Genomic DNA, 20,431 nt, shown 5'->3' with positions numbered 1-20,431 from the left:
CGCGATTATTATTGTTGGATGATGGTGAAACAGTCGTTTGAATTAGTCAAGGGAGCGCGGCGCTCCCTCGGGTGAGTAAGGTTTTTCATAGGTTGGCCGATCTCCTTGTGTGTATGTAAAGGCCCCAAAGGCCGGCATCGGTGGGCACGGTGAGGATTACTTCAGTGAAAGAGTGCTGCCGCCACCACAGGCTATTATCAGAATAAGAGCCCCATAGAGGGCAACCCGCTTTCACGTTAGTGGTGCCGGGCAAACGTCAGGAGAGTGCAATGACCCTTAAAGTAACCCAGCGGATTGGCTTAGGTTTCGCCGTTCTGGTGCTGCTCTTGTTGGTGACCGGCGGTGCTGGGCTCCAGAGCATCCTTAAATTAAGCGACAGTCTCGATATCACCACTCGGGAAGCGACGCCCCTTTTGATTGACAGTAGCGAGCTGGCGGTAAGTCTATTGGCGGCCAATCGAGCAGCGATGGCTTTTCGTATCGAAGATTCAGTAGAAAAACTGCCCGCCCATCGTGAAAGCCTGAGCCAGCACACCGAGCACTATCGGCACCTGCGTATGCAGATTCAGGAGCTGGCTGAAAACGCGGGTCAGGGCGAACAGCTTGCACAGCTCGATGCCTCCACCTCAGGTTTTCTGACCCAGGTAGAGAGCCTGCTGGCGGAACATAGCAGTTACCTCGAGGTGCGCAAGGCTCGCGCCTTGGTGGAGGAGGAGTACCTCTACGAGATCGATTTTGTCGCCTCTGAACTCGCGTTGATGGTCGAAGAGCGTGAGGCCAATATCAGTGGTAGTAAGCAGTACGAGATGCTGAGCCTGATTGGGTTGCTACGCAACCGGGTTGATGATGTTGTCGCAGCCAACGATAGTGATACGGTAAAGCTGGCGGTGACCGAAGCGCTTAATATTTTGTCAGAGGTTGATAAGTATCGGGAGTGGTTTGAGGCCAACGACCTGGATACGTTTGACCCCCTTGCAGAGTCCTACATGAATGTTTACAACCAGCTATCCGCGGATACCGGGCTGCTGTTGATGCATCTTAAGCTAACGGTGTCTCGGGAGCAGATAGACCGCTTGATGGATGAGGTTTCGGCTGCGCTGGATAGTTCAATCGACAGCATCAATGTGCTGATGGAGCAGGTACGGGGTATTGCCGCCGGGGCGCAGGAGTCGGCCAACAGAACAGTAAGTCTGGGACAGACCTTGATACTGGCGATCTGCCTGGCGTCGGTAGTTTGCGCGGTGGCCGTGGCGGTTTGGGTTGGGCGTAGCATTCACATGCCTCTCGATCGGGTAAACCGGATTCTTAAGCAGATCGCCAGTGGTGATCTCACCCACAAACTCGACGCCAGCGGCCGCGACGAATTCGGCATACTCGCATCCCAGGTTAACCAGTTGGTATCCCGCCTTCATGATCTGATCTCCCAGATCAATACAAGCTCTGAGCAGGTGTCGGGTGCTGCTGGCAGGACCAAGCGAGTGAGCGAGGACTCACTTAAGGCGATCGAGTCCCAACGGGAACAGACGACACAGGTCGCGTCAGCAGTCACCCAGATGGGGGCTACAGCGCAGGAGGTGGCTGGTAGCGTCGAGCAGTCGCTACAGGAGGTCGAATCCCTCAATGGTGTTGCGGACCAGAGTCAGCAGGTAATTTTGCAGACGATTGGCGATATTCAGCAACTGCAAAAGAGTGTGGTCAGTTCAACCGATACCATCCACCGGCTCAACGATTACAGTATCGAGATCGGCTCTGTGCTTAATGTGATTCGAACCATTGCCGAGCAAACCAACCTATTGGCGCTCAATGCAGCGATTGAAGCGGCTCGAGCGGGGGAGCAGGGGCGCGGGTTTGCCGTGGTTGCCGATGAGGTACGGGCGTTGGCGAGTCGTACCCAGGAATCCACCCGGGATATTCAGGACACCGTGGAGAAGTTGCAATCCCAGGCATCCCAGGCCGCAACGATGATGTCGAGCAGTTCGGAGCAGGCGTTGAACTGTGTCGAGCGTACCCAGCACACCGAGGATGCCCTCGAGGCGATTGTGAGCGGGCTCAATCGTATTAAGGATATGAGTGCGCAGATCGCCACCGCGGCCGAAGAGCAGAGTGTGGTCAGTCAGCAGGTTACCCAGAGCGTGACCAGTATTGCGGATATGGCTGAGATGGCGTCTGAAAATGCCCAACAGACCGCCAGTCAGAGTGATTCGTTGCAAAGCATGGTGGAGCAACAAAATACCCTGATTCGCCAGTTCCGCATTTAAAGCTGGAGAGGCACAGGCTTAACTGATGTCAGGCTCCCCGCCTTCTTTGGCGGGGGTGGGCGGGGGCTTTTGCAGCTTGCGTTGCAGGGTGCGACGGTGCATTCCCAGTACCCGCGCGGTGGCCGAGATGTTGCCACCCTGTTCCTGCAAAATGCGCTGGATATGCTCCCACTCCAACTGGTCTACCGAAAGTGGCGCACTCGGCTCCAGCAGCTCTGGATCGGCCGGGTGGCAGAGCAGGGCGCTGGCTACTTCATCGGCATCCGCGGGTTTGCATAGGTAGTTACTGGCCCCCAGCTTGATCGCTTCGACGGCGGTGGCGATGCTGGCGTATCCGGTCAGTAGTACGATCTCCATCGCAGGGTTGAGTCGCTTCAGTTCGGGCAGCAACCTAAGGCCTGATGTATCGAGCAACTTGAGGTCGACGACGGCATAGTCCGGGGTGATTCTTTGCAGGAGTTTGTGGGTGGCGGCACCGCTGTCGGCGGTGTACACATCAAACCCACGCCGGCGCATGGCTCGGGCCATCACCTGCACGAAGGTAGTGTCGTCGTCGATCAGTAAAAGAGTGGGTAAGGGCTCGATCATGGTGATAGCGGGTTGCGGGGAATTAAGGGGAGCAAGATCTCGGTAACGGTTCCCTGTACAGGGTGACGGTAGAGCCGCACCTGACCTCCGAGCCGCTCTATAGTCGCTTGACTGAGGCTGAAACCAATCCCCATGCCCTCGTGTTTTTCCGAGTGAAAGAGTTCGCCCAACTCCTCGGCGTTACGGGCAGAAATCCCTTTGCCGTAGTCCCGCACCCGTAGCTGGAAACTGTCCTTATCGGTGCAGGCACTGAGTGAGATAGACTCACTTTGGTCTGCGGCGTTGTTGAGCAGGTTGATCAGTGCCTGGTCGAGGGTGGGGTCCCAAAGCGTTGAAAGCCCGCTCAGCGAGGTTGCTATATCGATGGAGACCCTCTCCTGAGGTCGCATCAATTGCCAGCGATCGATAAGGCGAGTCAGCATCTGTTGTATCTCCATACTTCGAGGCTGGTTGTCCCTGCTGTTGCACACCAGAGTGTTGAGGGAATCACGGCAGAGGTTCACCTGATCGAGCAAGCACTGGATCTCCTCGCTGAGGGACGGGTTGGACGCGTGATCGAGTTGCATCTCCCTGAGTAGGGTTTTCAGGGTAGAAAGCGGGGTTCCCAGTTCGTGTGCGGTGCCTGCTGCCAGGGTGGCAATCGCCATTAGTTGTTCGTTGCGTAGCTGTTGCTCGCGATGAGTGGCGAGCTCCCGCTGCTTGCGCCGCAGAGCGCTGGCCATACGCACCACGAAGGTGGTGATTAGCAGGGAGCTAATGACAAAGGTCAGCCACATGCCGATCACATGCAGCTGCGCCATGCGGGTAACATCGCCCTGTACCCGAATTTGGGGGTAGAGATCGGCCAGGGGAACATAGAAAAACAGCAGTACGCCGTAACTCAGCAGGCACAGCAACAGCATCGCCCACACGTAAGGCCAGGCTAGCGTCGCTGCGGCGATGCTCAGCGGCACCAGATAAAAGGAGACGAAGGGGTTGGTGGCTCCACCGCTGAAGAAAAACACCAGGCTCAGGGTGCAGACATCAAACAGGAGCTGACCAAACAGCTCCGTCTGGGTCACCGGGGCTGCGGCCTTCAGTCGCCATAGGGTCACCAGGGTAAGCAGAGTGCTGACCAGCAAAATGGAGCCCAGTGCCTGCAGGTTAAGTAACAAATTCAGTCGCAGTTGGGCCCATAACAGGGCCACCACCAACGAACCTACAAAAAGTGTCCGGATGATGCAGAGGCGCTGCAGGTTTTCGCGGGGGGCGAATGCGATCATGGTTGTTACGCTAAACGCTTCAGGAGTCCGTAGACTCGAGTTGGCGGCTGTGTTGCCACTTGACCCAGCTATAAACAGGGAGACCCAGCATCAGCAGTAAAAAACCCCAGTAGACGGTGTCCTGGCCGGAGCCTGCAATCGCCCAGAGCCCATAAAGAAACCCCAGTATGGCGATCAGGCAGTGTCCCCACAGTCGCTCTTTGCGAAACTCATCGGGTCGTTTGCTATAGATGAGCAGTTCGGCGATGGCGGAAAAGCTGTAGGGAATGAGTGAGGTCAGGGTTGCGAGCAGAATAATAAAGGTGAAGGTCTCCACCAGACCCCGGGTGTAATTCATCATCATCAGGACGGTGATCAGTGCGCTGGAGATCAGGATTCCCATATAGGGCACCCCGTTGCTGTTGACGCGATTGAAGATGTCGGGAAATAGTTTGTCGCGGGCGGCAGCATAAGGCACCTGTCCCTGCAAAATCATCCAGCCGTTAAGGGCGCCAAAGCAGGAGATCACCGCCCCCAGCCCTACCACATAGTAACCGACGTCCCCCCACATCAAGCGAGCGGCATCGGCAAAAGGAGCTTTGGAATTGGCTAGCTGGTCAGGGTCGATCAGTCCCATCAGGGAGACGGTGGAGAGGATATAGATCACCGCGCAGAACAGGGTGCCCAGAACCGTTGCGCGGGGGATGGTCACCCGCGGGTTGTCCACGTTATCGGCAGGAACCGTTGCCGACTCTAACCCCAGGTAAGCCCATAGAGTCAACGCCGCGCAGGCGGTGATCGCCGAAAAATTGGAGTCTCCGCTACGGTTGAGGGGAGTAAAGTGTTCCGGGTTGAGGTAAAAAAGCCCCACCACCGATACTGCGATTAACGGTAGAATTTTGAGCACAGTGGTGACCAGTTGCACCACGCCTGCGGTGTGTACGCCGCGGATATTGACCAGTGACAACCCCCAAAGGGCACCGAGTCCTGCCAGTATTGAAGCGGCCGGACTCGTGCCCAATACAGGGAAAAAGACCGTCAAGTAGCTAACAAAGGCGACGCAGATAGCGGCATTACCCGCCCAAACTGCGATCCAGTGCCCCCAGGCGATGAGGAAACCGGCAAAATCACCCAGCCCCTCGCGGGAATAAGCATAAGGCCCGCCGGCTCGGGGTACCAGCACCGCCAAACGCGCAAACACCAGGGCGAGCAGCAGTGCTCCTACGGAGGTAAATACCCAGCCCGCCAGGCTGATAGCGCCATAGGACGCCAGTGACGCCGGCAACAGAAAGATGCCAGAACCAATAACGTTGCCTACCACCAGAGAGGAGCAGATCCACAGCCCTAATCCTTTCTTTCTGCTCGCTTCCATGAGTGCCGGGTATCCGTTACCTGAGTCCTTTGCGATTATAGGCGAGCCATTCGTTCAGCGATACTTCCGCCTGTTTATGCCTTAGCGCTCTACCATCTCTGCTCGCAACTCGTCGATACTGTTCACCCCCATCAGCGCCAGAGTCGTGGCCACCTCCTGTTGGAAAACATCGAGCATATCACGCAGCCCCTGCTCGCCAGCCGCGGCAACTGTCCAGATCCAGGGGCGACCGATGAGGACCCCCTTGGCACCCAGTGCCACCGCCTTGACCAGATCGACCCCATCGCGAACACCGCCGTCGAGATAGACCTCCAGCTGATCCCCGACCGCCTCGTTGATGGCCGGTAGCTTTGAGATGGTAGACGCGGCGCTATCGAGCTGACGACCGCCGTGGTTGGACACCACGAGTCCGTCGGCGCCCAGTTCGGCACAGGCGCGAGCATCCTCTACCTCAAGGATTCCCTTGATCATGAGTTTGCCTTGCCATTGATTACGCAACCAGGTGATATCCTCCCAGGTGACGCTGGCATCAAACTGGGAGTCGATAAACCGCTTGTATGCATTGAGATCGTTGGACCCCTCGACCAGCTCGCTGAGGTTACCCAGGGTGTGGGGTTTGCCCTTAATGCCAACATCCACAAGCCACTGGGGGCGCATGGCCAGTTGGCAGGCTCGACTTAAGCCGCTGCCTGGGCGTCCTCCGACCACACCATTGCGGGTGTCGCGCAGCCGCATTCCTGCTACCGGTAGGTCCACCGTAAACACCAGCGTATCGCAGCCGGCCATGCGTGCCCTTTCCATTAGCGATAGCACCGCATCCCGGTCCTTGAGCATATAAAGCTGGAACCAGAAGGGGGTTTGGGTGGCGTGCTGAACCTCCTCTACCGAGCACACGCCGACGGTTGACAGGGTGAAGGGTACGCCCGCCGCCGCTGCCGCTTTGGCGCCTTGCACCTCTCCGCGACGACGCATCATACCGGCCATGCCGATGGGAGCCAGTGCCAGCGGCATGCTGGCCTCCTGCCCTAGCAATTGGGTGCGGGTATTCACCTGGGCAACATCCATCAGAACGCGTTGCTTGAGGGACAGTTGCTGGAAGTCAGCGACGTTGCGGCGCAGCGTTTGTTCGCTGTTACTGCCGCCATCGATGTAGTCAAACAGGAAGCGGGGCAGGCGCTGTCGAGCGCGTTGGCGGTAGTCGGCGGATGTGACCGGGATCAAAGGCCCAAGGCTCATGAAATCTTCTCCTGTTTGTATCTAACGATAGCAGTAGTTGCGATGACGGTGTCCTATAGCAGCGATGCTAGCGCGATCGTGCATAGGGTTGCAAAGACTGGAATTAGCACGGTGATGACGCCTACATCGCGGTACGCTTGCCGATGGGTCAAACCGGTAATAGTCAGCATAGCCACTACGGCACCGCAGTGGGGTAGAGAATCGAATCCTCCACTGGCCATGGTGGCGATCCGATGCAGGACGGCTGGCTCGATACCCATCTGCAAGTAGGCCGGTGCCATGGTTTGCATAAAGATCTGCAAACCGCCCGAGGCGGAGCCGGTGATGGCCGAGACCAGGCTAACCGAACCAAACATCGACAGCAGTGGAGGCAGGTCCGATTCCAGCATCAGACTAACGAAGCTGGCAAAACCACTGGTGTGGGTGACGACTCCCCCAAAACCGATCACCGCAGCGGTGTTGATAAGGGGCATGATCGCATCCTGGGTGCCGTGTCCGACCACCTCCAGAGCGTTGCGCCGAAGTCCTTGAAAGAGCACGATGGCCAGCAGGGTTCCACCGAACAGTGCGATGCTGGGCCAAACAATGGGCTGGCTATTGGCAAACCGTACCAGCTCCATAAGGCCTCCATCGCCGGCCAGGGCTTCGGCGGACGACAGCATCTTAACTAGCCGGGGGGCGATGATAGTAATCAGCACCGCGATCATAGGCAGGGCTGCGATCTGCCAGCGAGGGTAGTCGGATCCGTCTCCGCTGGAGATCTGGTCACGGGGGCCGGCGACAAAACCTTCGCCGTTTGCCTTGGCGAGTTTGCGTTGACGTTCGAGATACCAGATGCCGCAAGTAAACATAATGGCGCCGCCAAATAATCCCAACCAGCCGCCGGCAAAGAGATCGGTACCAAGAGATACCGCGGAGATGACGTTGTGGATAGAGGGGGTGCCGGGCAGGGCGGTCAGGGTAAAGGTTCCCGCACCCAGTGCTAATGCCGCACAGAACAATCGCTTTGGAATATCCGCTTCCTGCAACAGCCGCAGACCCAGGGGGTAGATCGCGAAGATTACTACGAACACCACCACGCCCCCATAGGTGAGCAGGGCGCAGGCGAGTACAGTAATGAGCAGTGCCCGATCGGTGCCCAGACGCCTAACCAGGGCAAGGGCGATACTGGAAGCAGCATGGCTGGCGCCCATCACCCGGCCGAATATGGCTCCAGCAGCAAATAGCAGGAAAAACTTTCCGGCAAAGGTAAAGGCTCCCAGGGGGCCAAAAGAGAAATAGTCGGTCAGCCCGGTCGCTAGCGGCAGATCGTTGGTGATGATTACCAAAAGTGCGCATAGCAAGGCAGCAAAAACGATATCCACGCCTCGCAATGCCAGCCAGATAAGCAGTGCAACACTGCCCAAAAGTCCTGCGTATTCCATGGGTTTACCTTACTTATTGTTGTTATTGCCTCAATACTATCTTTAAACCCTGTGCCTGGACTCACCCTAACGAATGGTTTTTGCCCAGTACTTCACCAGTGGCTGGGTTTGATGTGCGGCCCTTAGTAGCCGGGTTTCACCTGACATTGCGGTATGCCGCTGGAGGTTGGCCATTTTCGCGGGGTTGAACGGTCGGATAGGCAAGCAGATCCTTCACAAATTGAGTATAATGCCGCGCAATTTCGTATAGCCAGAACCTCCTGTCATGAGTTTAACGACCGATATTAACAAACGCCGCTCCTTTGCTATCATCTCGCACCCCGATGCGGGTAAAACGACGATTACTGAAAAGCTGTTGCTGTTAGGGCAGGCGATTCAGGTCGCCGGGTCGGTGAAGGGTAAAAAAGGAGATCGGGCGGCGACCTCAGACTGGATGACCATGGAGCAGCAGCGGGGTATCTCGATTACCTCATCGGTGATGCAGTTTCCCTACAAGGATCGAGTCGTTAATCTGCTCGATACTCCCGGGCACGAGGACTTTTCCGAGGATACCTATCGTACCCTGACCGCAGTCGATTCCTGCCTTATGGTGATCGATGCCGCCAAAGGGGTTGAGGCGCGCACTCGCAAGCTCATGGAGGTGACGCGACTGCGCGACACCCCGATCATCACCTTTATGAACAAGCTCGACCGTGAAGTTCGCGACCCCATGGAGCTGTTGGACGAGGTCGAAAATGAGTTGGGCATGATGTGCGCACCCATCAGCTGGCCTATTGGTTGTGGCAAGCGCTTTAAGGGTGTGTATCACATCGGTCGTGACGAGACACTGCTTTATCAGTCTGGTATGGGACACGCTATCCAGGATGTCCGCATTATAAAAGGGCTCGATAACCCACAGTTGGAGCAGGAGGTCGGCGAAGAGCTGGCGAACCAGCTGCGTGAGGAGATGGAGCTGGTGATGGGGGCGTCCAATGAGTTTGATCTGGAGCTGTTTCTATTGGGTCAGCTAACTCCGGTCTTCTTTGGTACCGCGCTGGGTAATTTCGGTGTCGATCATATTCTGGATGGCTTGGTGGAGTGGTCTCCGGCACCTATTTCCCGTGTTACGGATACTCGTGAGGTGGGGTCGACGGAGGAGAAGTTCTCCGGCTTTGTTTTCAAAATACAAGCGAATATGGACCCCAAACACCGCGACCGCGTTGCCTTTATGCGGATCTGCTCCGGTAAGTACAGTCGCGGCATGAAGATGAGGCATGTGCGTATCGGTAAGGACGTTAAAATTACCGATGCGGTGACGTTCCTGGCAGGCGATCGCGCCAATGTCGAGGAGGCAGTTTCCGGGGATATCATCGGTTTGCATAACCACGGCACTATTCAGATAGGCGACACCTTCACCGAGGGGGAGGTGTTGAAGTATACGGGTATACCTCACTTTGCGCCGGAGCTGTTCAAGCGTGTGCGTTTGAAAGATCCATTGAAGATGAAACAGTTGCAAAAAGGCTTGCAGCAGCTTTCTGAAGAGGGCTCAACCCAGCTCTTTATGCCTCGCAAAAACAATGATCTTATTGTGGGTGCCGTGGGTGTGTTGCAGTTTGAGGTGGTCGCGTACCGACTTAAGGACGAGTACAAGGTCGAGTGCATTTATGAGCCGATCAGCGTCAATACGGCGCGCTGGGTTGAGTGTGATGATCCTAGGATGCTGGAAGAGTTCCAGCGCAAAGCCTACGACAACCTGGCGATCGATGGGGGGGGGCACCTGACCTATCTGGCGCCAACGCGGGTCAATCTCAGCCTGACCGAAGAGCGCTGGCCCGATATTCGGTTTTGTTCGACGCGGGAGCACTAACAGGCGGATGGTCAGTTTCTGGTCATCTCCCCAAGGGGCATACCCTGCGTGGTTCAGGGCGCTCTATCCACTGTTCTCCCACCGTTCCACCCTATCGTGCTGTGGATAAGCGGGAATGCTTTGAGTGATGCTCACCGGGTGTTAATGTCTGTTGCAACTGATACAGGGAGTATCTAGCAGTGGGTGTCGATGTCATCCCCTTTTCACGGCTGTTAATAGCCTTCGCACCGGTGGTATTGCTGGTCTGCGTGTTGTTCTATTGGTCGCTGGCCTGGAAGACAGCGCTCTATGCGTTGCTGCGCATGGTTGTACAGCTATTGCTTATTGGTTACGCGCTGAGTTTTCTCTTCTCTACCGAATCCTCCCTGCTGGTGCTGGGTGTACTATTGGTGATGGTACTGGCGTCGGGGTGGATCTCCCTGCGCACGGTTGAGCAGCATCGCTGGCGGTTACTCCGCCATGCCATGTTGGCAATCGGCATAACGGGCGGTGCGACTCTTGTGTTGGTCAGTCAATCGGTACTGGTGCTGGACCCCTGGTATGAGCCTCGGTTTATGATTCCCATCGCGGGAATGATCTTTTCCAACGCGCTCAACGCCGTCAGCCTCGCCGCCGAGCGTATGGTGGCCGAACAGGAGCGAGGGCAGTCGATCGAAAGCGCCCGCAGCATCGCCCTGACCGCTTCGTTGATACCTATGACCAATGCCCTTTTCGCGGTTGGATTGGTGGCACTTCCCGGGATGATGACCGGACAAATACTTTCAGGAGTATCGCCGCTGGTTGCGGTGCGCTACCAGATTCTGGTGATGTGTATGACCTACGGTGCATCAGGTTTGGCTGCCGCCTGGTTCCTGTTTATCGCATGGCGCGAGCCGAATACTCACCGTTAGAAATAACAGTCTCTGTGAACGGTGAGTGATCAGATGTTTGCTCTCAGGGCTTCACCCAGAACCACCAGGCGATCATCAGGATTAATGCGATACCGATAAGGTTAATCAGCAGACTCATATGACCTCCTGGGTGGGTTCGTTGTTGGGTGTGTGTGCGGGATCTGAGCCCACTCGCAGGTGGCGTAGGCGACTGGCGTTACTGACCACGGTTACTGAGGAGAGGGACATCGCCGCGCCGGCAATTACCGGGCTGAGCAACACCCCAAAAAAGGGGAACAGCGCGCCGGCCGCAATGGGGATGCCAAGGCTATTGTAGGCAAATGCTCCCCATAAATTCTGTTTAATATTACGCAGGGTTGCTCGTGAGAGCTCAATCGCATCGGCGATGCCGTGCAGTGATCCCCGTACGAGGGTGATGTCGGAGCTTTCCATGGCGACGTCGGTGCCGGTGCCCATGGCGAACCCAACATTGGCCTGCGCCAGCGCTGGCGCATCATTGATACCATCGCCGCACATCGCCACTTTCAACCCCTGTTGTTGCAGTTTTCTAATCTCCTCCAGCTTGTCGGCAGGCATCAACTGTGCCTGATAGCGGTCGATGCCCAACTCTTTGGCGACACTTGCTGCGCTGAGCTCGTTGTCTCCTGTGAGCATGATCACCTCAATCCCATCCCGGTGCAGGCGCTCAATAGCCGCCCGGGAATCGGGTTTGATCGGGTCACGAACGGTAAATCGTGCCAGCAGGCTTCCACTTTTCGAGAAATAGATCTGGGTGCCGGTGGGGGCATTGGCCTCCATTAAATCTGTTGTGATAGCGTGCTGCTGCATTAGCCGTGAGTTGCCCAACAGCAGGGTTTCGCCCTGAAGGTCCCGCCCCTCGACCCCCAAACCGCTCATGGCTTCAAAGTGAGACAGGCTCTTGTTGCCAATATCCTGATTACCGAGCAGCATATTGCAATAGTCAATGAGGGCCGCTGCCAGTGGGTGTTCGGAGCCGCGCTCCAGTTGCCTGACCTGTGCCAATAATGGGTTAAGATCGACCGTCTCGTCATACAGGAAGTGTTCAACAACCCGAGGCTTGCCCAGCGTAAGGGTGCCTGTTTTGTCGACTACGATGGCATCGAGTTCGCTGGCATTTTGCAGGGCGTCGCCATTGCGAATCAGGATTCCCGCCTCCGCCGCTCGCCCAACCCCGATCATTACAGAGATCGGGGTTGCCAACCCCAGGGCGCAGGGGCAGGCGATGATGAGCACGGTCGTTGCGGTGACGAGCATATGGACGGCGCGCGGTTCGGGGCCGAAGTTAAACCACACCAGTGCGGTGATCACTGCGATGATCATCACTGCGGGTACGAAAATGGAGGATACCCGGTCGGCAAGCTGGCTTATTGGGGGTTTGCTGTTTTGGGCGCGCTGCACCATGGATATGATCTGTCCGAGCAAACTGTCGGAGCCGATGCGGGTCGCGCGATAGAGCAGGGTGCCTTTTTGGTTGAGGGTGCCCGCTGATAAGTTATCACCTTGTTGTTTATGAACGGCAACAGGCTCCCCGGTTAACATTGATTCATCGACGTAGCTTTGGCCTTCGATGATGACGCCATCAACGGGCACCTTGTCGCCGGGGCGAACCCGCAGCAGGTCGTCCAGCTGAACCTGCTGCAAGGGGAGGTCAATCTCCTGGCCATCACGCACCGCCCTGGCGGTGGTGGGTTGCAGGTCAAGCAAGCGTTTCAAGGCTGCGCTGGTTTTACCACGAGCGCGAACCTCCAGCGCTTGCCCCAGATTAATCAGGCCGATGATCATCGCGCTGGCTTCAAAATAGAGAGCGCGCGCGGCCACTGGAATCAGCTCGGGCGCCAGTACAACCACCATTGAGTAGAGCCAGGCGCTACCGGTACCGATGGCGATCAGCAGGTCCATGTTGGCGCTACGGTTACGAATGGAGCTCCAGCCACCGATGAAAAAGTGACGACCCGCTACCGCCAGAACCGCCAGGGTCAGGAGGCCGACACATCCCCACAGCCATTGCTCCGAGGGGGAGGTGACGCTCATCTCGACAAAGAAGCCGGAGATCATCAATGGGATACCAACCAGCAGACCGAGCGCAGCGTTGCGAACCCGGTATCGGTACTCCTGTTGTTCGCGTTGTTGTTGCTTTTGGTCCGCCTTGGCATCGTCTTCGATCACCTCTGCGCCGTAGCCGGATTCTACAACGGCGTCGACCAGCCGCTGGGGAGATGTATCGGTTTCCACCGACGCTGTACGGGTAGCAAAATTGACTTCGGCGAGTCGGACTCCGGGAACCGCCGCCAGCGCCTGTTCGATGGTTCTTACGCAGCCGGCGCAGGTGATTCCCTGCAACGCGAGGCGCACGGTTTTGTCGCTCGATGGTGACGCTGCCTCCGGGTCTAATTTATCGTCCAGAGTTTCAGTAACGCTGAGTGTTTCGCAGGCTTCTATCTCTTGCGGGTTTGCTGGCAGATAGCCCAGCTCATCGAGCAGGGCGTGGAGCTGGCTGTCGGTGAGGGACGAGTGCAGTGTCAGCCGTTGCTGTTCCAGGTCCACCTCTATTTTCGCGGCGGGGTCGAGCGCGCTTATCCGGGTACCTATTTTTCTCACGCAGCCACCGCAGCGCACACCCTGCAGGTCATAAACGCGCTCGCTGCTGGTCAGCGGCATGATGCCATACCCCATCGCGGACACTGTCTGTTGCAAGGTTTCGCTATCGAGAGAGGAGAAGATATCGGCCTGCAGGTTTCCGAGATCCACCTCCAGTGTCAGCGCCGGTTGCTCCTGTTGCAGGCGGGTTCGTATTTTGTTCACGCAACCGTTGCAGCTTACCCCTTCGAGTTGCCAGTAGCTGTGTTGGGCTGGGTGGCTAGCCATGGGAAGTTTCCTCCTTCATCGTGTCGTTGTTACCGGTGTCCCAGTGTTCTATCAGACGGCAGATAGTATCTCCGTCGGGGAGTCCGTCGGGCATCTGCTGCCAACTTTCGAGTGCCTGTTCCATGCGCGCAAGTAGGGTCTGCAGCTCGTTGATCTGCTGTCGCACCTTTGGCACTCGTTTACTAAGCAGCTCGCGCACCATGGGGCAGGGAGAGCTGGCACTGTGCTGGTGGTGAAGAATCTGCTGTATTTCATCGAGACTGAAGCCGAGGGTACGGGCCTGCTGAATAAAGCGCAGCTGGTGTAGGGCTTCGTTGTTAAACTGCTGGTAGCCATTGCTCGGATCACGCTCGGCATGGAGCAGCCCTTTACGTGCGTAGAAGCGAACCGTTTCCGGTGTTACCTGGGCTTTGCGTGCTATGTCGCTGACTCTCACGAGGTTCTCCTGCTCTGTGGACTCTCAGTGTAAACCTCGGTGTAACACATAGGTCAAGCCGATGTATTGCCCCCAATCTGCCTATCCGCGATTAGGGCGATTAATGAGGCAGGTGGTGTCGCTACCTCTATGGCTGGCGAGTGGCTAATCTGCAGCAGGCTGATCGACCCTGCAGTACAGGCGATAATAGAGCGCGCGCTAACGGCGATGGCCACTAGTGGTTAATTGGCCGACATTGGGCGTCCCTATACTGCGCCCTCTTTTTACATACTTACAAAACCCTTACCAAGCCCATAACCACGCTATAGGCGTCTGCTCCTAGACTGGATACTGAAAGCAGTAAACAGTTTCATACACAGGGAGAATGATCATGAAAATGCGTTGGTTATTAGCACCGGTTCTGTTGGGTGGCGCGGCGATCGCGCTGGCGCAGCCTGGAGGGTTTGGTGGCGGCATGATGGGCGGCTACGGTATGCATGGTGGTCAAATGGGGAACTTGTACCAGGCTCTTGATTTAACCGATGAGCAAAAGCTAAAGGCCGAGGAGTATATGCGTGAGCGTAGAGTCGAGGCGATGGCGCAGAGAATGGGTCTGGACGATGACCAGAAGCAACAAATGGCTACACTGATGGAGAGCCATCAGGAGCAACGTGCCGCGCTGTTCAAAAAATACGATCTGACCCAGGAGAAACAGGAGAGTTTCTACAAGGATATGCAGGCGATGCGTGAGGCCCACCATGCTGCTATGGGAGCGATCCTGACCGACGAGCAGAGGGCAGCGATGCCGGGCCGGAAAGGTGCGGGTTTTGGTATTCATCACCGTGGATTTAAAGGCGGCCCCGGGGCGGGTTATGGTATGGGCGATGGCCATGGCATGAAACAGGGTTATGGTATGGGCCGAGGGTTTGGCCCGGGTTGCAACCAAATACCGGAGAGCTGATCGGGGCGGTTCCCTATGCAGCACAACGGTGAGACACTGGCCAACTATATGGAAACAGAAGCCTTAAGGGCTTCTGTTTCTTTTCGTTGTATAAAAAGGTGAAACAATGAATCGGTTGTTGCTGATCGATGACGATCGCGAGCTCTGCGAACTCCTGGTGGAATACCTGGCAATAGAGGGCTTTGATGTCGATGCCGTCCACGATGGAGAGTCGGGCGTTGAGGCGGCTATAGAGGGGCGGCACTCTCTGGTGCTGCTAGACGTTACGCTGCCCAAACTCAATGGCTTTGAGGTGTTGAAACGGGTTCGCAAGCATTCGGATATACCGGTGTTGATGTTGACTGCGCGCGGTGACGATGTCGATCGTATTATCGGACTGGAGATCGGTGCCGATGACTATTTGCCAAAGCCCTACAATCACCGCGAGCTGGTGGCGCGCATAAAAGCGATACTCAGGCGGGTAGAGATCTCCGCTGAATCCACGCCAGGGGATTATAGTCATCGCTTGCAGCTGGAGGATCTCGACCTGAATCTTGCTAATCACGAGGTCACTTGCAGTGGCCGGATTATCGAATTTACCGCGACCGAATTTGTGGTGCTGAAGGTTCTGGTTGAGCGGGCGGGGGAGCTAATATCTCGGGCGGAGTTAACGGAGTTAGCGCTCGATCGCCGCCTGGTGCAGTACGACAGGGCCATTGATATGCACGTAAGCAACGTGCGGCGTAAATTGGGAGCCAAGCCCGATGGGGCTCCCCGCCTAAAGACCGTGCGCGGCTCCGGTTACTATTACATCGTGAATGGCGCGGGAGGCTAGGGTGTTCCAGCGATTGTCAGCGTTGTTTGTGCAGCGTCTTTTTTGGAAGATCTTCTTCTGGTTTTGGCTGGCGATGGTCGTCATTATATGTTCCGTGGCGGTTACTATTGTCGTAAGCCTTGACCCGGAAGCATTGCGTGAAGAGCGCCATAGCTTGTTTTCCAAGCTGGATCACGCAACCCAGCGCATAGAGCGATTTGCGGGTCATACCATGAGGCACGCGCCACCATTGCAGGGCGCACCATCTCCCTTAGGGCAGAAACCGCGAATGGTGCCCCGAGGCGAGTTCGCGGTGCCGGCGCAGGAGCGACTGCGGATGATCGCAGAGCGTATGAACCAGACCCGACTACTTGATCACTATCTGTTTAATGACTCGGGTGAAGCCTTGCTGCCGGAATCTCCGCCCGAGGTGAAGCGTTTCATGGATCATCATGGAGGCAGCTCGGAGCCGATAATCCGGCGTGTTGATGGACAGCTGCTGGTTGGTCCCAGAGTTGTTCGGTTAGGTGGTGAGCAGTTTAAGGTGGTGATGAGTATGGAGCCTCCGTGGCAGGGGGCTCGTATTCTATATGCAAGTAGTACTCATATAAGTGCGGTGCTCATCGCTATTGTGGTATCGGGCTTGTTTAGTGGTTTGATGTCGGCCTCGTTGATTCGGCCGCTTCGTCATTTACAGTTGGCCGCCCAGCGAATTGCCGGCGGAGACCTCGGTTCCAGGGCGGGGGAGCCATTAATCACCCGACGTGATGAAATTGGAGAGCTAGGGCGTGATTTTGATGCAATGGCTGACCAGTTGGAGCGACTGGTGAGTGGGCAGCAGCGCTTGCTACGAGACGTATCCCATGAACTTCGATCGCCCCTGACCAGACTGCAGATATCCTTAGCCCTGGCGCGCAATAAAAGTGAAGGCAAAATCGATGGACAGCTGGACCGCTCGGAGCGGGAGATACAACGGCTCAATCAGTTAATTGGTCAGGTGATTGAGTGGTCTCGAATCGACAGCAGCCCGCAACCCGATCAAACCATTGATCTTGACGAACTACTGCGTACGGTGGTCGATGATTGTAATTTCGAGGCCCAAGCCTGCAATTGTCGAGTGCTGTTACAGGGCACCGGGGCCGGCACGATTGAAGGTGATGGGGAGGCGCTGCGTAGTGCGCTGGAAAACATCATCCGCAATGGGATTCGGTTTTCACCTGCCGAAGAGGCTATAACCGTAGCTGCCAGCGTGGTCGATGGGTGGGTTGTTATCGATGTGGAAGACCGAGGGCCCGGTGTGCCTGAAGATTCACTCGAAGCGATGTTCCAGCCTTTTTATCGCGTAGACGATACCCGTGGAGAGGAAAATAGTGGTTCGGGGTTGGGGACCGCGATAGCGCGTCGGGCGATTGAGCGCCACGGTGGCGAGATTGTCGCCAGTAATATGTATCCCGGACTTCGGGTGCGGGTACGTTTGCCCCCTGAGCATCCAGGCTGACAGGGGGATGGGCGCGGGTAATCGAACAGCCGCCCCAATCGATCCTTTAAGCCAGGCTATGTCGGGCGGAGCTCTACTCTCGGGTAGGCACACCGCCGAATGTCGATTACACTCTACAGATTGAGGCGGTCAGGGAACGACGGCCTATCGCGAGTAAATAACTACAAATATGCTGGAGACACCCCCCCTATGTTTAAAAGAATTCGTTTACTTGTGGTGGTAAGCCTTGGATTGTTTGGCGGTGTTACTTATGCCGCCCGGACTCCCGTTATCGATCACGAGTTTATAGAGAACAAAAAAGTCGAGTTTGAGTCACTGGATACGAAAAATGCTGGTTATCTCGATTACGCTACGGCGGCTCAATTGCTCCCCGCTGTTGCTGACCAGGTCGATAAGATCGACGCCAATGGTGATGGTAAGGTGACCTGGAGCGAAGTGGAATTTACGTTGCGCTCCTTTAACAATGTACTCGATTCTCGCGCCGCGCAAGAGATACGCAGCCTGGACCCTGTGCAGCAATAAGCGGGTAATAGCGCGAGCTGCAAAAGAACAATACGTTAAGGAATAACGGGCCACTGATTGGGTAAGCCGACCAGAAGGTCGGATGGACTCTGGCTAGGTACCAATGATATCCACCAAGCCCAGCCTTCGCCCGTAGAGGAGCAACGATGATACTCAACCCTAAGTTGGCGCTTATAGCCGCGTTGGTAATGGCGCTGTCGCTGTTCACCGCTCCATCCTATGGGGCCACCGAAACCGACTCCTCTACCGTTTCCGTGCAGACCGCCGGTGAGGTCACCGTCTCTGTAACAACCCAGGGCGACGCAAAAGCCCCCGCGATGGGGGGGATGGTCGGGTCGGTTCATGACCGTATAGACCGTTTTAAGCATGAATTGAATGACTTACGATCCGGAATCCAGCAGCTTCCGGAGCAGCTCGACAGGGTTCAGGCAAGCTTTTTTGACGGGGGTGAAACCCTGGCCAGCCTGGGAGGGTTGCTGGTATTGATGATGGCGCTCGGCCTGGTTTGCGAGAAACTCGCGACCCTTAAACTGGGCCCGCTACGCAGTAAAATGGAGCAGCAGCAGGAGTCGCGCTGGTACGTTCGCCTCGGGTATCTGGTCCTCGGAACACTATTTAGCCTGACAGCACTGGTGGTGTTTACTCTACCCGCGCTACTGGTCCCGGTGATCGCTTTTGACTCTGGAGAACCACCCAGGCTACTGCTGGTCAGCGTGCTGGCGATTGTGGTGACTATTCGCGGTGTAGGCATAGTCGCTCGTGCCATTCTGGCGCCTTGGGCCAAAGGTATACGTCCACTGCCCCTTGAGTGTGTGCAAGCTAGGCGTATTTACGTGTGGGTGCTGGTGTTTGCCCTCATCTATGCGCTCACCGTGCATGGATCCTCATTGCTTTTAGCGATCGGTATACAGCGTGAGCTGGTATTGGCGGGGATGGTGTTTTTAGTCCTGCTGGGAACCCTGTTTATCGTTGCAGTAATGTGGGTGGAACGCGAAGCCATTAACCAGATGTTTGCCGAAGGGTTGAGCTCGACTGCCTCGCCGATGCGGCAGATGGTGGCCCAGTCCTGGCCTGTATTGGCGACGTTCTGGCTCCTCCTGTTATGGGTTATTTGGGGGTTTAATCGTTTTATCGACAACGAAGTTTTTGTGAGCAAGATTAGCCTGCTGTGGTGGACGACGGTGTTTTTTCCAGTCATGGACCGCTTGGTCTACGCGCTTCTCACCCGCATTGTTTCGCTACCGGTATTGCAGGCTGGTAGCTTCCCCCAGCGCGCGCCTCGGGTCGTCTCAGTGGTGCTTAACGGATTCCGCTTGTTGTTGGTGGCAGCTGGGCTGATTACCCTGAGTGAGATCTGGGGCATGGGCTCGTTCGATATGATGCAGAGCAGTGGCGGCCAGCTGATACTGGGGCGTGTCGGAGACGTGCTGGTTATTATGCTTCTTGCCTATATCGCCTGGGAGGTGGTGCGGACCCTGATCGAGAAGCATATGCCGGTTGAGGAGGAGGATGCCGATGCCGCTCCGGAAGGAGAGGGTGGCGCGGGCGGCGCGACCCGAACCGAAACCTTATTGCCGTTGTTACGCACCTTTATTTTGTCGGTGCTGGTGGTCGTGGTTGTGCTCACGCTACTGCACAGCCTTGGGATTGAGATCGGTCCGTTGGTTGCGGGTGCCGGGGTAGTGGGGATAGCGGTAGGCTTTGGTGCTCAAAAATTAGTACAGGATGTTATTTCCGGAATTTTCTTTTTGCTCGACGACGCCTTCAGGCGTGGTGAGTATATTGAAACCGGAGGCTTGCGAGGAACCGTTGAGAAGATATCGATGCGTTCCATGCGGCTGCGCCATCACCTGGGGGCGGTACAGACAATTCCCTATGGCGAGATCGCGACGGTTAAGAATCTTAGTCGTGACTGGATCACCATGAAACTTGAGTTGCGCCTGCCTTACGACACCGATATCGAAAAGGTACGAAAAATCATTAAGCGGGTCGGGCAAGCAATGCTCGAAGACGAAGAGATGGGCCCGAGCTTTATTCTTCCGCTCAAGTCCCAGGGCGTGATGCGGGTAGAGGAATCAGCCTTGATTGTGCGGATGAAATTCACCAGCAAACCCGGTGAGCAGTGGATTATCCGGCGCGAGGCCTTCAGGCGAGTGCGGGATGCTTTACAGGCGGAGGGGATCACCTTTGCACACCGTGAGGTCCGGGTGAGCTTACCCCATGAAGATGAAGCCGATGAGCACGCTGCCCAGCCCGCAAGTGGAGAGACCTCTTCGCCGCCAGCTGATACAGTTAATCCGCCTGGCGACACCTCAACGTCTCCAGGGGAGCCAACAAGCCCGGCAAGTAACACCCCATCGCAGCGGGATAAACTGGTAGAACAGGTGACCGCAGCAGCCACCACCGCGGTTATTGCTGCTGAGCTGGCTCGCCAGCAAAAACTCGATGGCGCAGAGGACGGTGGTGCAGATGATATGTAATCGGGTGAACAGGGATTAGAG

15 protein-coding genes are annotated in these 20,431 nt (G+C 56.4%); 8 read left to right on the top strand and 7 right to left on the bottom strand.

Going from position 1 to position 20,431, the window contains the following annotated elements; translation table 11 throughout:
- Positions 1 to 269 precede the first annotated feature (269 nt).
- Positions 270 to 2,258 (top strand): methyl-accepting chemotaxis protein, encoded by a 1,989-nt coding sequence (locus ACP3PW_RS01110; protein WP_426414808.1) that lies wholly within the window; start codon positions 270 to 272, stop codon positions 2,256 to 2,258.
- Positions 2,259 to 2,276: 18 nt separating this feature from the next.
- Here the strand turns inward: ACP3PW_RS01110 and ACP3PW_RS01105 are convergent, their stop codons facing one another.
- The 5 genes from ACP3PW_RS01105 to ACP3PW_RS01085 all read right to left on the bottom strand — a co-directional run bounded on the left by ACP3PW_RS01105 (position 2,277) and on the right by ACP3PW_RS01085 (position 8,119).
- Entirely contained in the window at positions 2,277 to 2,846 is a 570-nt protein-coding gene (locus ACP3PW_RS01105) for a response regulator transcription factor (RefSeq protein WP_426414807.1), read from the bottom strand.
- On the bottom strand, positions 2,843 to 4,108 hold the full coding sequence (locus ACP3PW_RS01100) for an ATP-binding protein (RefSeq protein WP_426414806.1): 1,266 nt from the start codon (positions 4,106 to 4,108) through the stop codon (positions 2,843 to 2,845). The genes ACP3PW_RS01105 and ACP3PW_RS01100 overlap by 4 nt, the downstream gene beginning before the upstream one ends.
- Positions 4,109 to 4,127: 19 nt before the next feature.
- Positions 4,128 to 5,459, bottom strand: a complete 1,332-nt coding sequence (locus ACP3PW_RS01095) for an amino acid permease (RefSeq protein WP_426414805.1) — start codon at positions 5,457 to 5,459, stop codon at positions 4,128 to 4,130.
- An 81-nt stretch (positions 5,460 to 5,540) separates the two neighbouring features.
- Positions 5,541 to 6,695 (bottom strand): L-lactate dehydrogenase, encoded by a 1,155-nt coding sequence (locus ACP3PW_RS01090; protein ID WP_426414804.1) that lies wholly within the window; start codon positions 6,693 to 6,695, stop codon positions 5,541 to 5,543.
- 53 nt (positions 6,696 to 6,748) lie between these two features.
- Complete coding sequence (locus tag ACP3PW_RS01085) at positions 6,749 to 8,119, bottom strand: GntP family permease (RefSeq protein ID WP_426414803.1); 1,371 nt, start codon at positions 8,117 to 8,119, stop codon at positions 6,749 to 6,751.
- Positions 8,120 to 8,384: 265 nt separating this feature from the next.
- On the opposite strand from ACP3PW_RS01085, the gene prfC reads away from it, so the two are divergent.
- Positions 8,385 to 9,965 (top strand): peptide chain release factor 3, encoded by a 1,581-nt coding sequence (gene prfC, locus ACP3PW_RS01080; protein ID WP_426414802.1) that lies wholly within the window; start codon positions 8,385 to 8,387, stop codon positions 9,963 to 9,965.
- A 179-nt stretch (positions 9,966 to 10,144) separates the two neighbouring features.
- Positions 10,145 to 10,855 (top strand): ABC transporter permease, encoded by a 711-nt coding sequence (locus ACP3PW_RS01075; protein WP_426414801.1) that lies wholly within the window; start codon positions 10,145 to 10,147, stop codon positions 10,853 to 10,855.
- 114 nt (positions 10,856 to 10,969) lie between these two features.
- Here ACP3PW_RS01075 and ACP3PW_RS01070 read toward each other — a convergent pair whose 3' ends face one another.
- Both ACP3PW_RS01070 and ACP3PW_RS01065 read right to left on the bottom strand, forming a co-directional pair.
- On the bottom strand, positions 10,970 to 13,741 hold the full coding sequence (locus ACP3PW_RS01070) for a heavy metal translocating P-type ATPase (protein ID WP_426414800.1): 2,772 nt from the start codon (positions 13,739 to 13,741) through the stop codon (positions 10,970 to 10,972).
- Positions 13,734 to 14,177 (bottom strand): MerR family DNA-binding protein, encoded by a 444-nt coding sequence (locus tag ACP3PW_RS01065; RefSeq protein ID WP_426414799.1) that lies wholly within the window; start codon positions 14,175 to 14,177, stop codon positions 13,734 to 13,736. Before ACP3PW_RS01065 ends, ACP3PW_RS01070 begins: the two co-directional genes overlap by 8 nt.
- Before the next feature lie 370 nt (positions 14,178 to 14,547).
- On the opposite strand from ACP3PW_RS01065, the gene ACP3PW_RS01060 reads away from it, so the two are divergent.
- The 5 genes from ACP3PW_RS01060 to ACP3PW_RS01040 all read left to right on the top strand — a co-directional run bounded on the left by ACP3PW_RS01060 (position 14,548) and on the right by ACP3PW_RS01040 (position 20,410).
- Positions 14,548 to 15,117: a hypothetical protein gene (locus ACP3PW_RS01060; RefSeq protein WP_426414798.1), complete on the top strand. Its 570-nt coding sequence runs from the start codon at positions 14,548 to 14,550 to the stop codon at positions 15,115 to 15,117.
- A 106-nt stretch (positions 15,118 to 15,223) separates the two neighbouring features.
- A complete protein-coding gene (locus tag ACP3PW_RS01055; RefSeq protein WP_426414797.1) occupies positions 15,224 to 15,931 on the top strand; it encodes a response regulator in 708 nt (235 codons plus the stop codon).
- A gap of 1 nt (position 15,932) precedes the next feature.
- Positions 15,933 to 17,408 carry an ATP-binding protein gene (locus ACP3PW_RS01050; RefSeq protein WP_426414796.1) on the top strand — a complete coding sequence of 492 codons (1,476 nt, stop codon included), beginning with the start codon at positions 15,933 to 15,935 and terminating at the stop codon, positions 17,406 to 17,408.
- A gap of 189 nt (positions 17,409 to 17,597) precedes the next feature.
- A complete protein-coding gene (locus ACP3PW_RS01045; protein ID WP_426414795.1) occupies positions 17,598 to 17,930 on the top strand; it encodes a hypothetical protein in 333 nt (110 codons plus the stop codon).
- Between the two features lie 146 nt (positions 17,931 to 18,076).
- Positions 18,077 to 20,410, top strand: coding sequence for a mechanosensitive ion channel family protein (locus ACP3PW_RS01040; RefSeq protein WP_426414794.1), 2,334 nt, complete (start codon positions 18,077 to 18,079; stop codon positions 20,408 to 20,410).
- The last annotated feature ends 21 nt before the right edge of the window (positions 20,411 to 20,431 follow it).

The organism is Aestuariirhabdus sp. LZHN29, assembly GCF_049985285.1.
Classification (GTDB): domain Bacteria; phylum Pseudomonadota; class Gammaproteobacteria; order Pseudomonadales; family Aestuariirhabdaceae; genus Aestuariirhabdus.
This window is presented reverse-complemented; position numbering and strand designations above follow the sequence as displayed.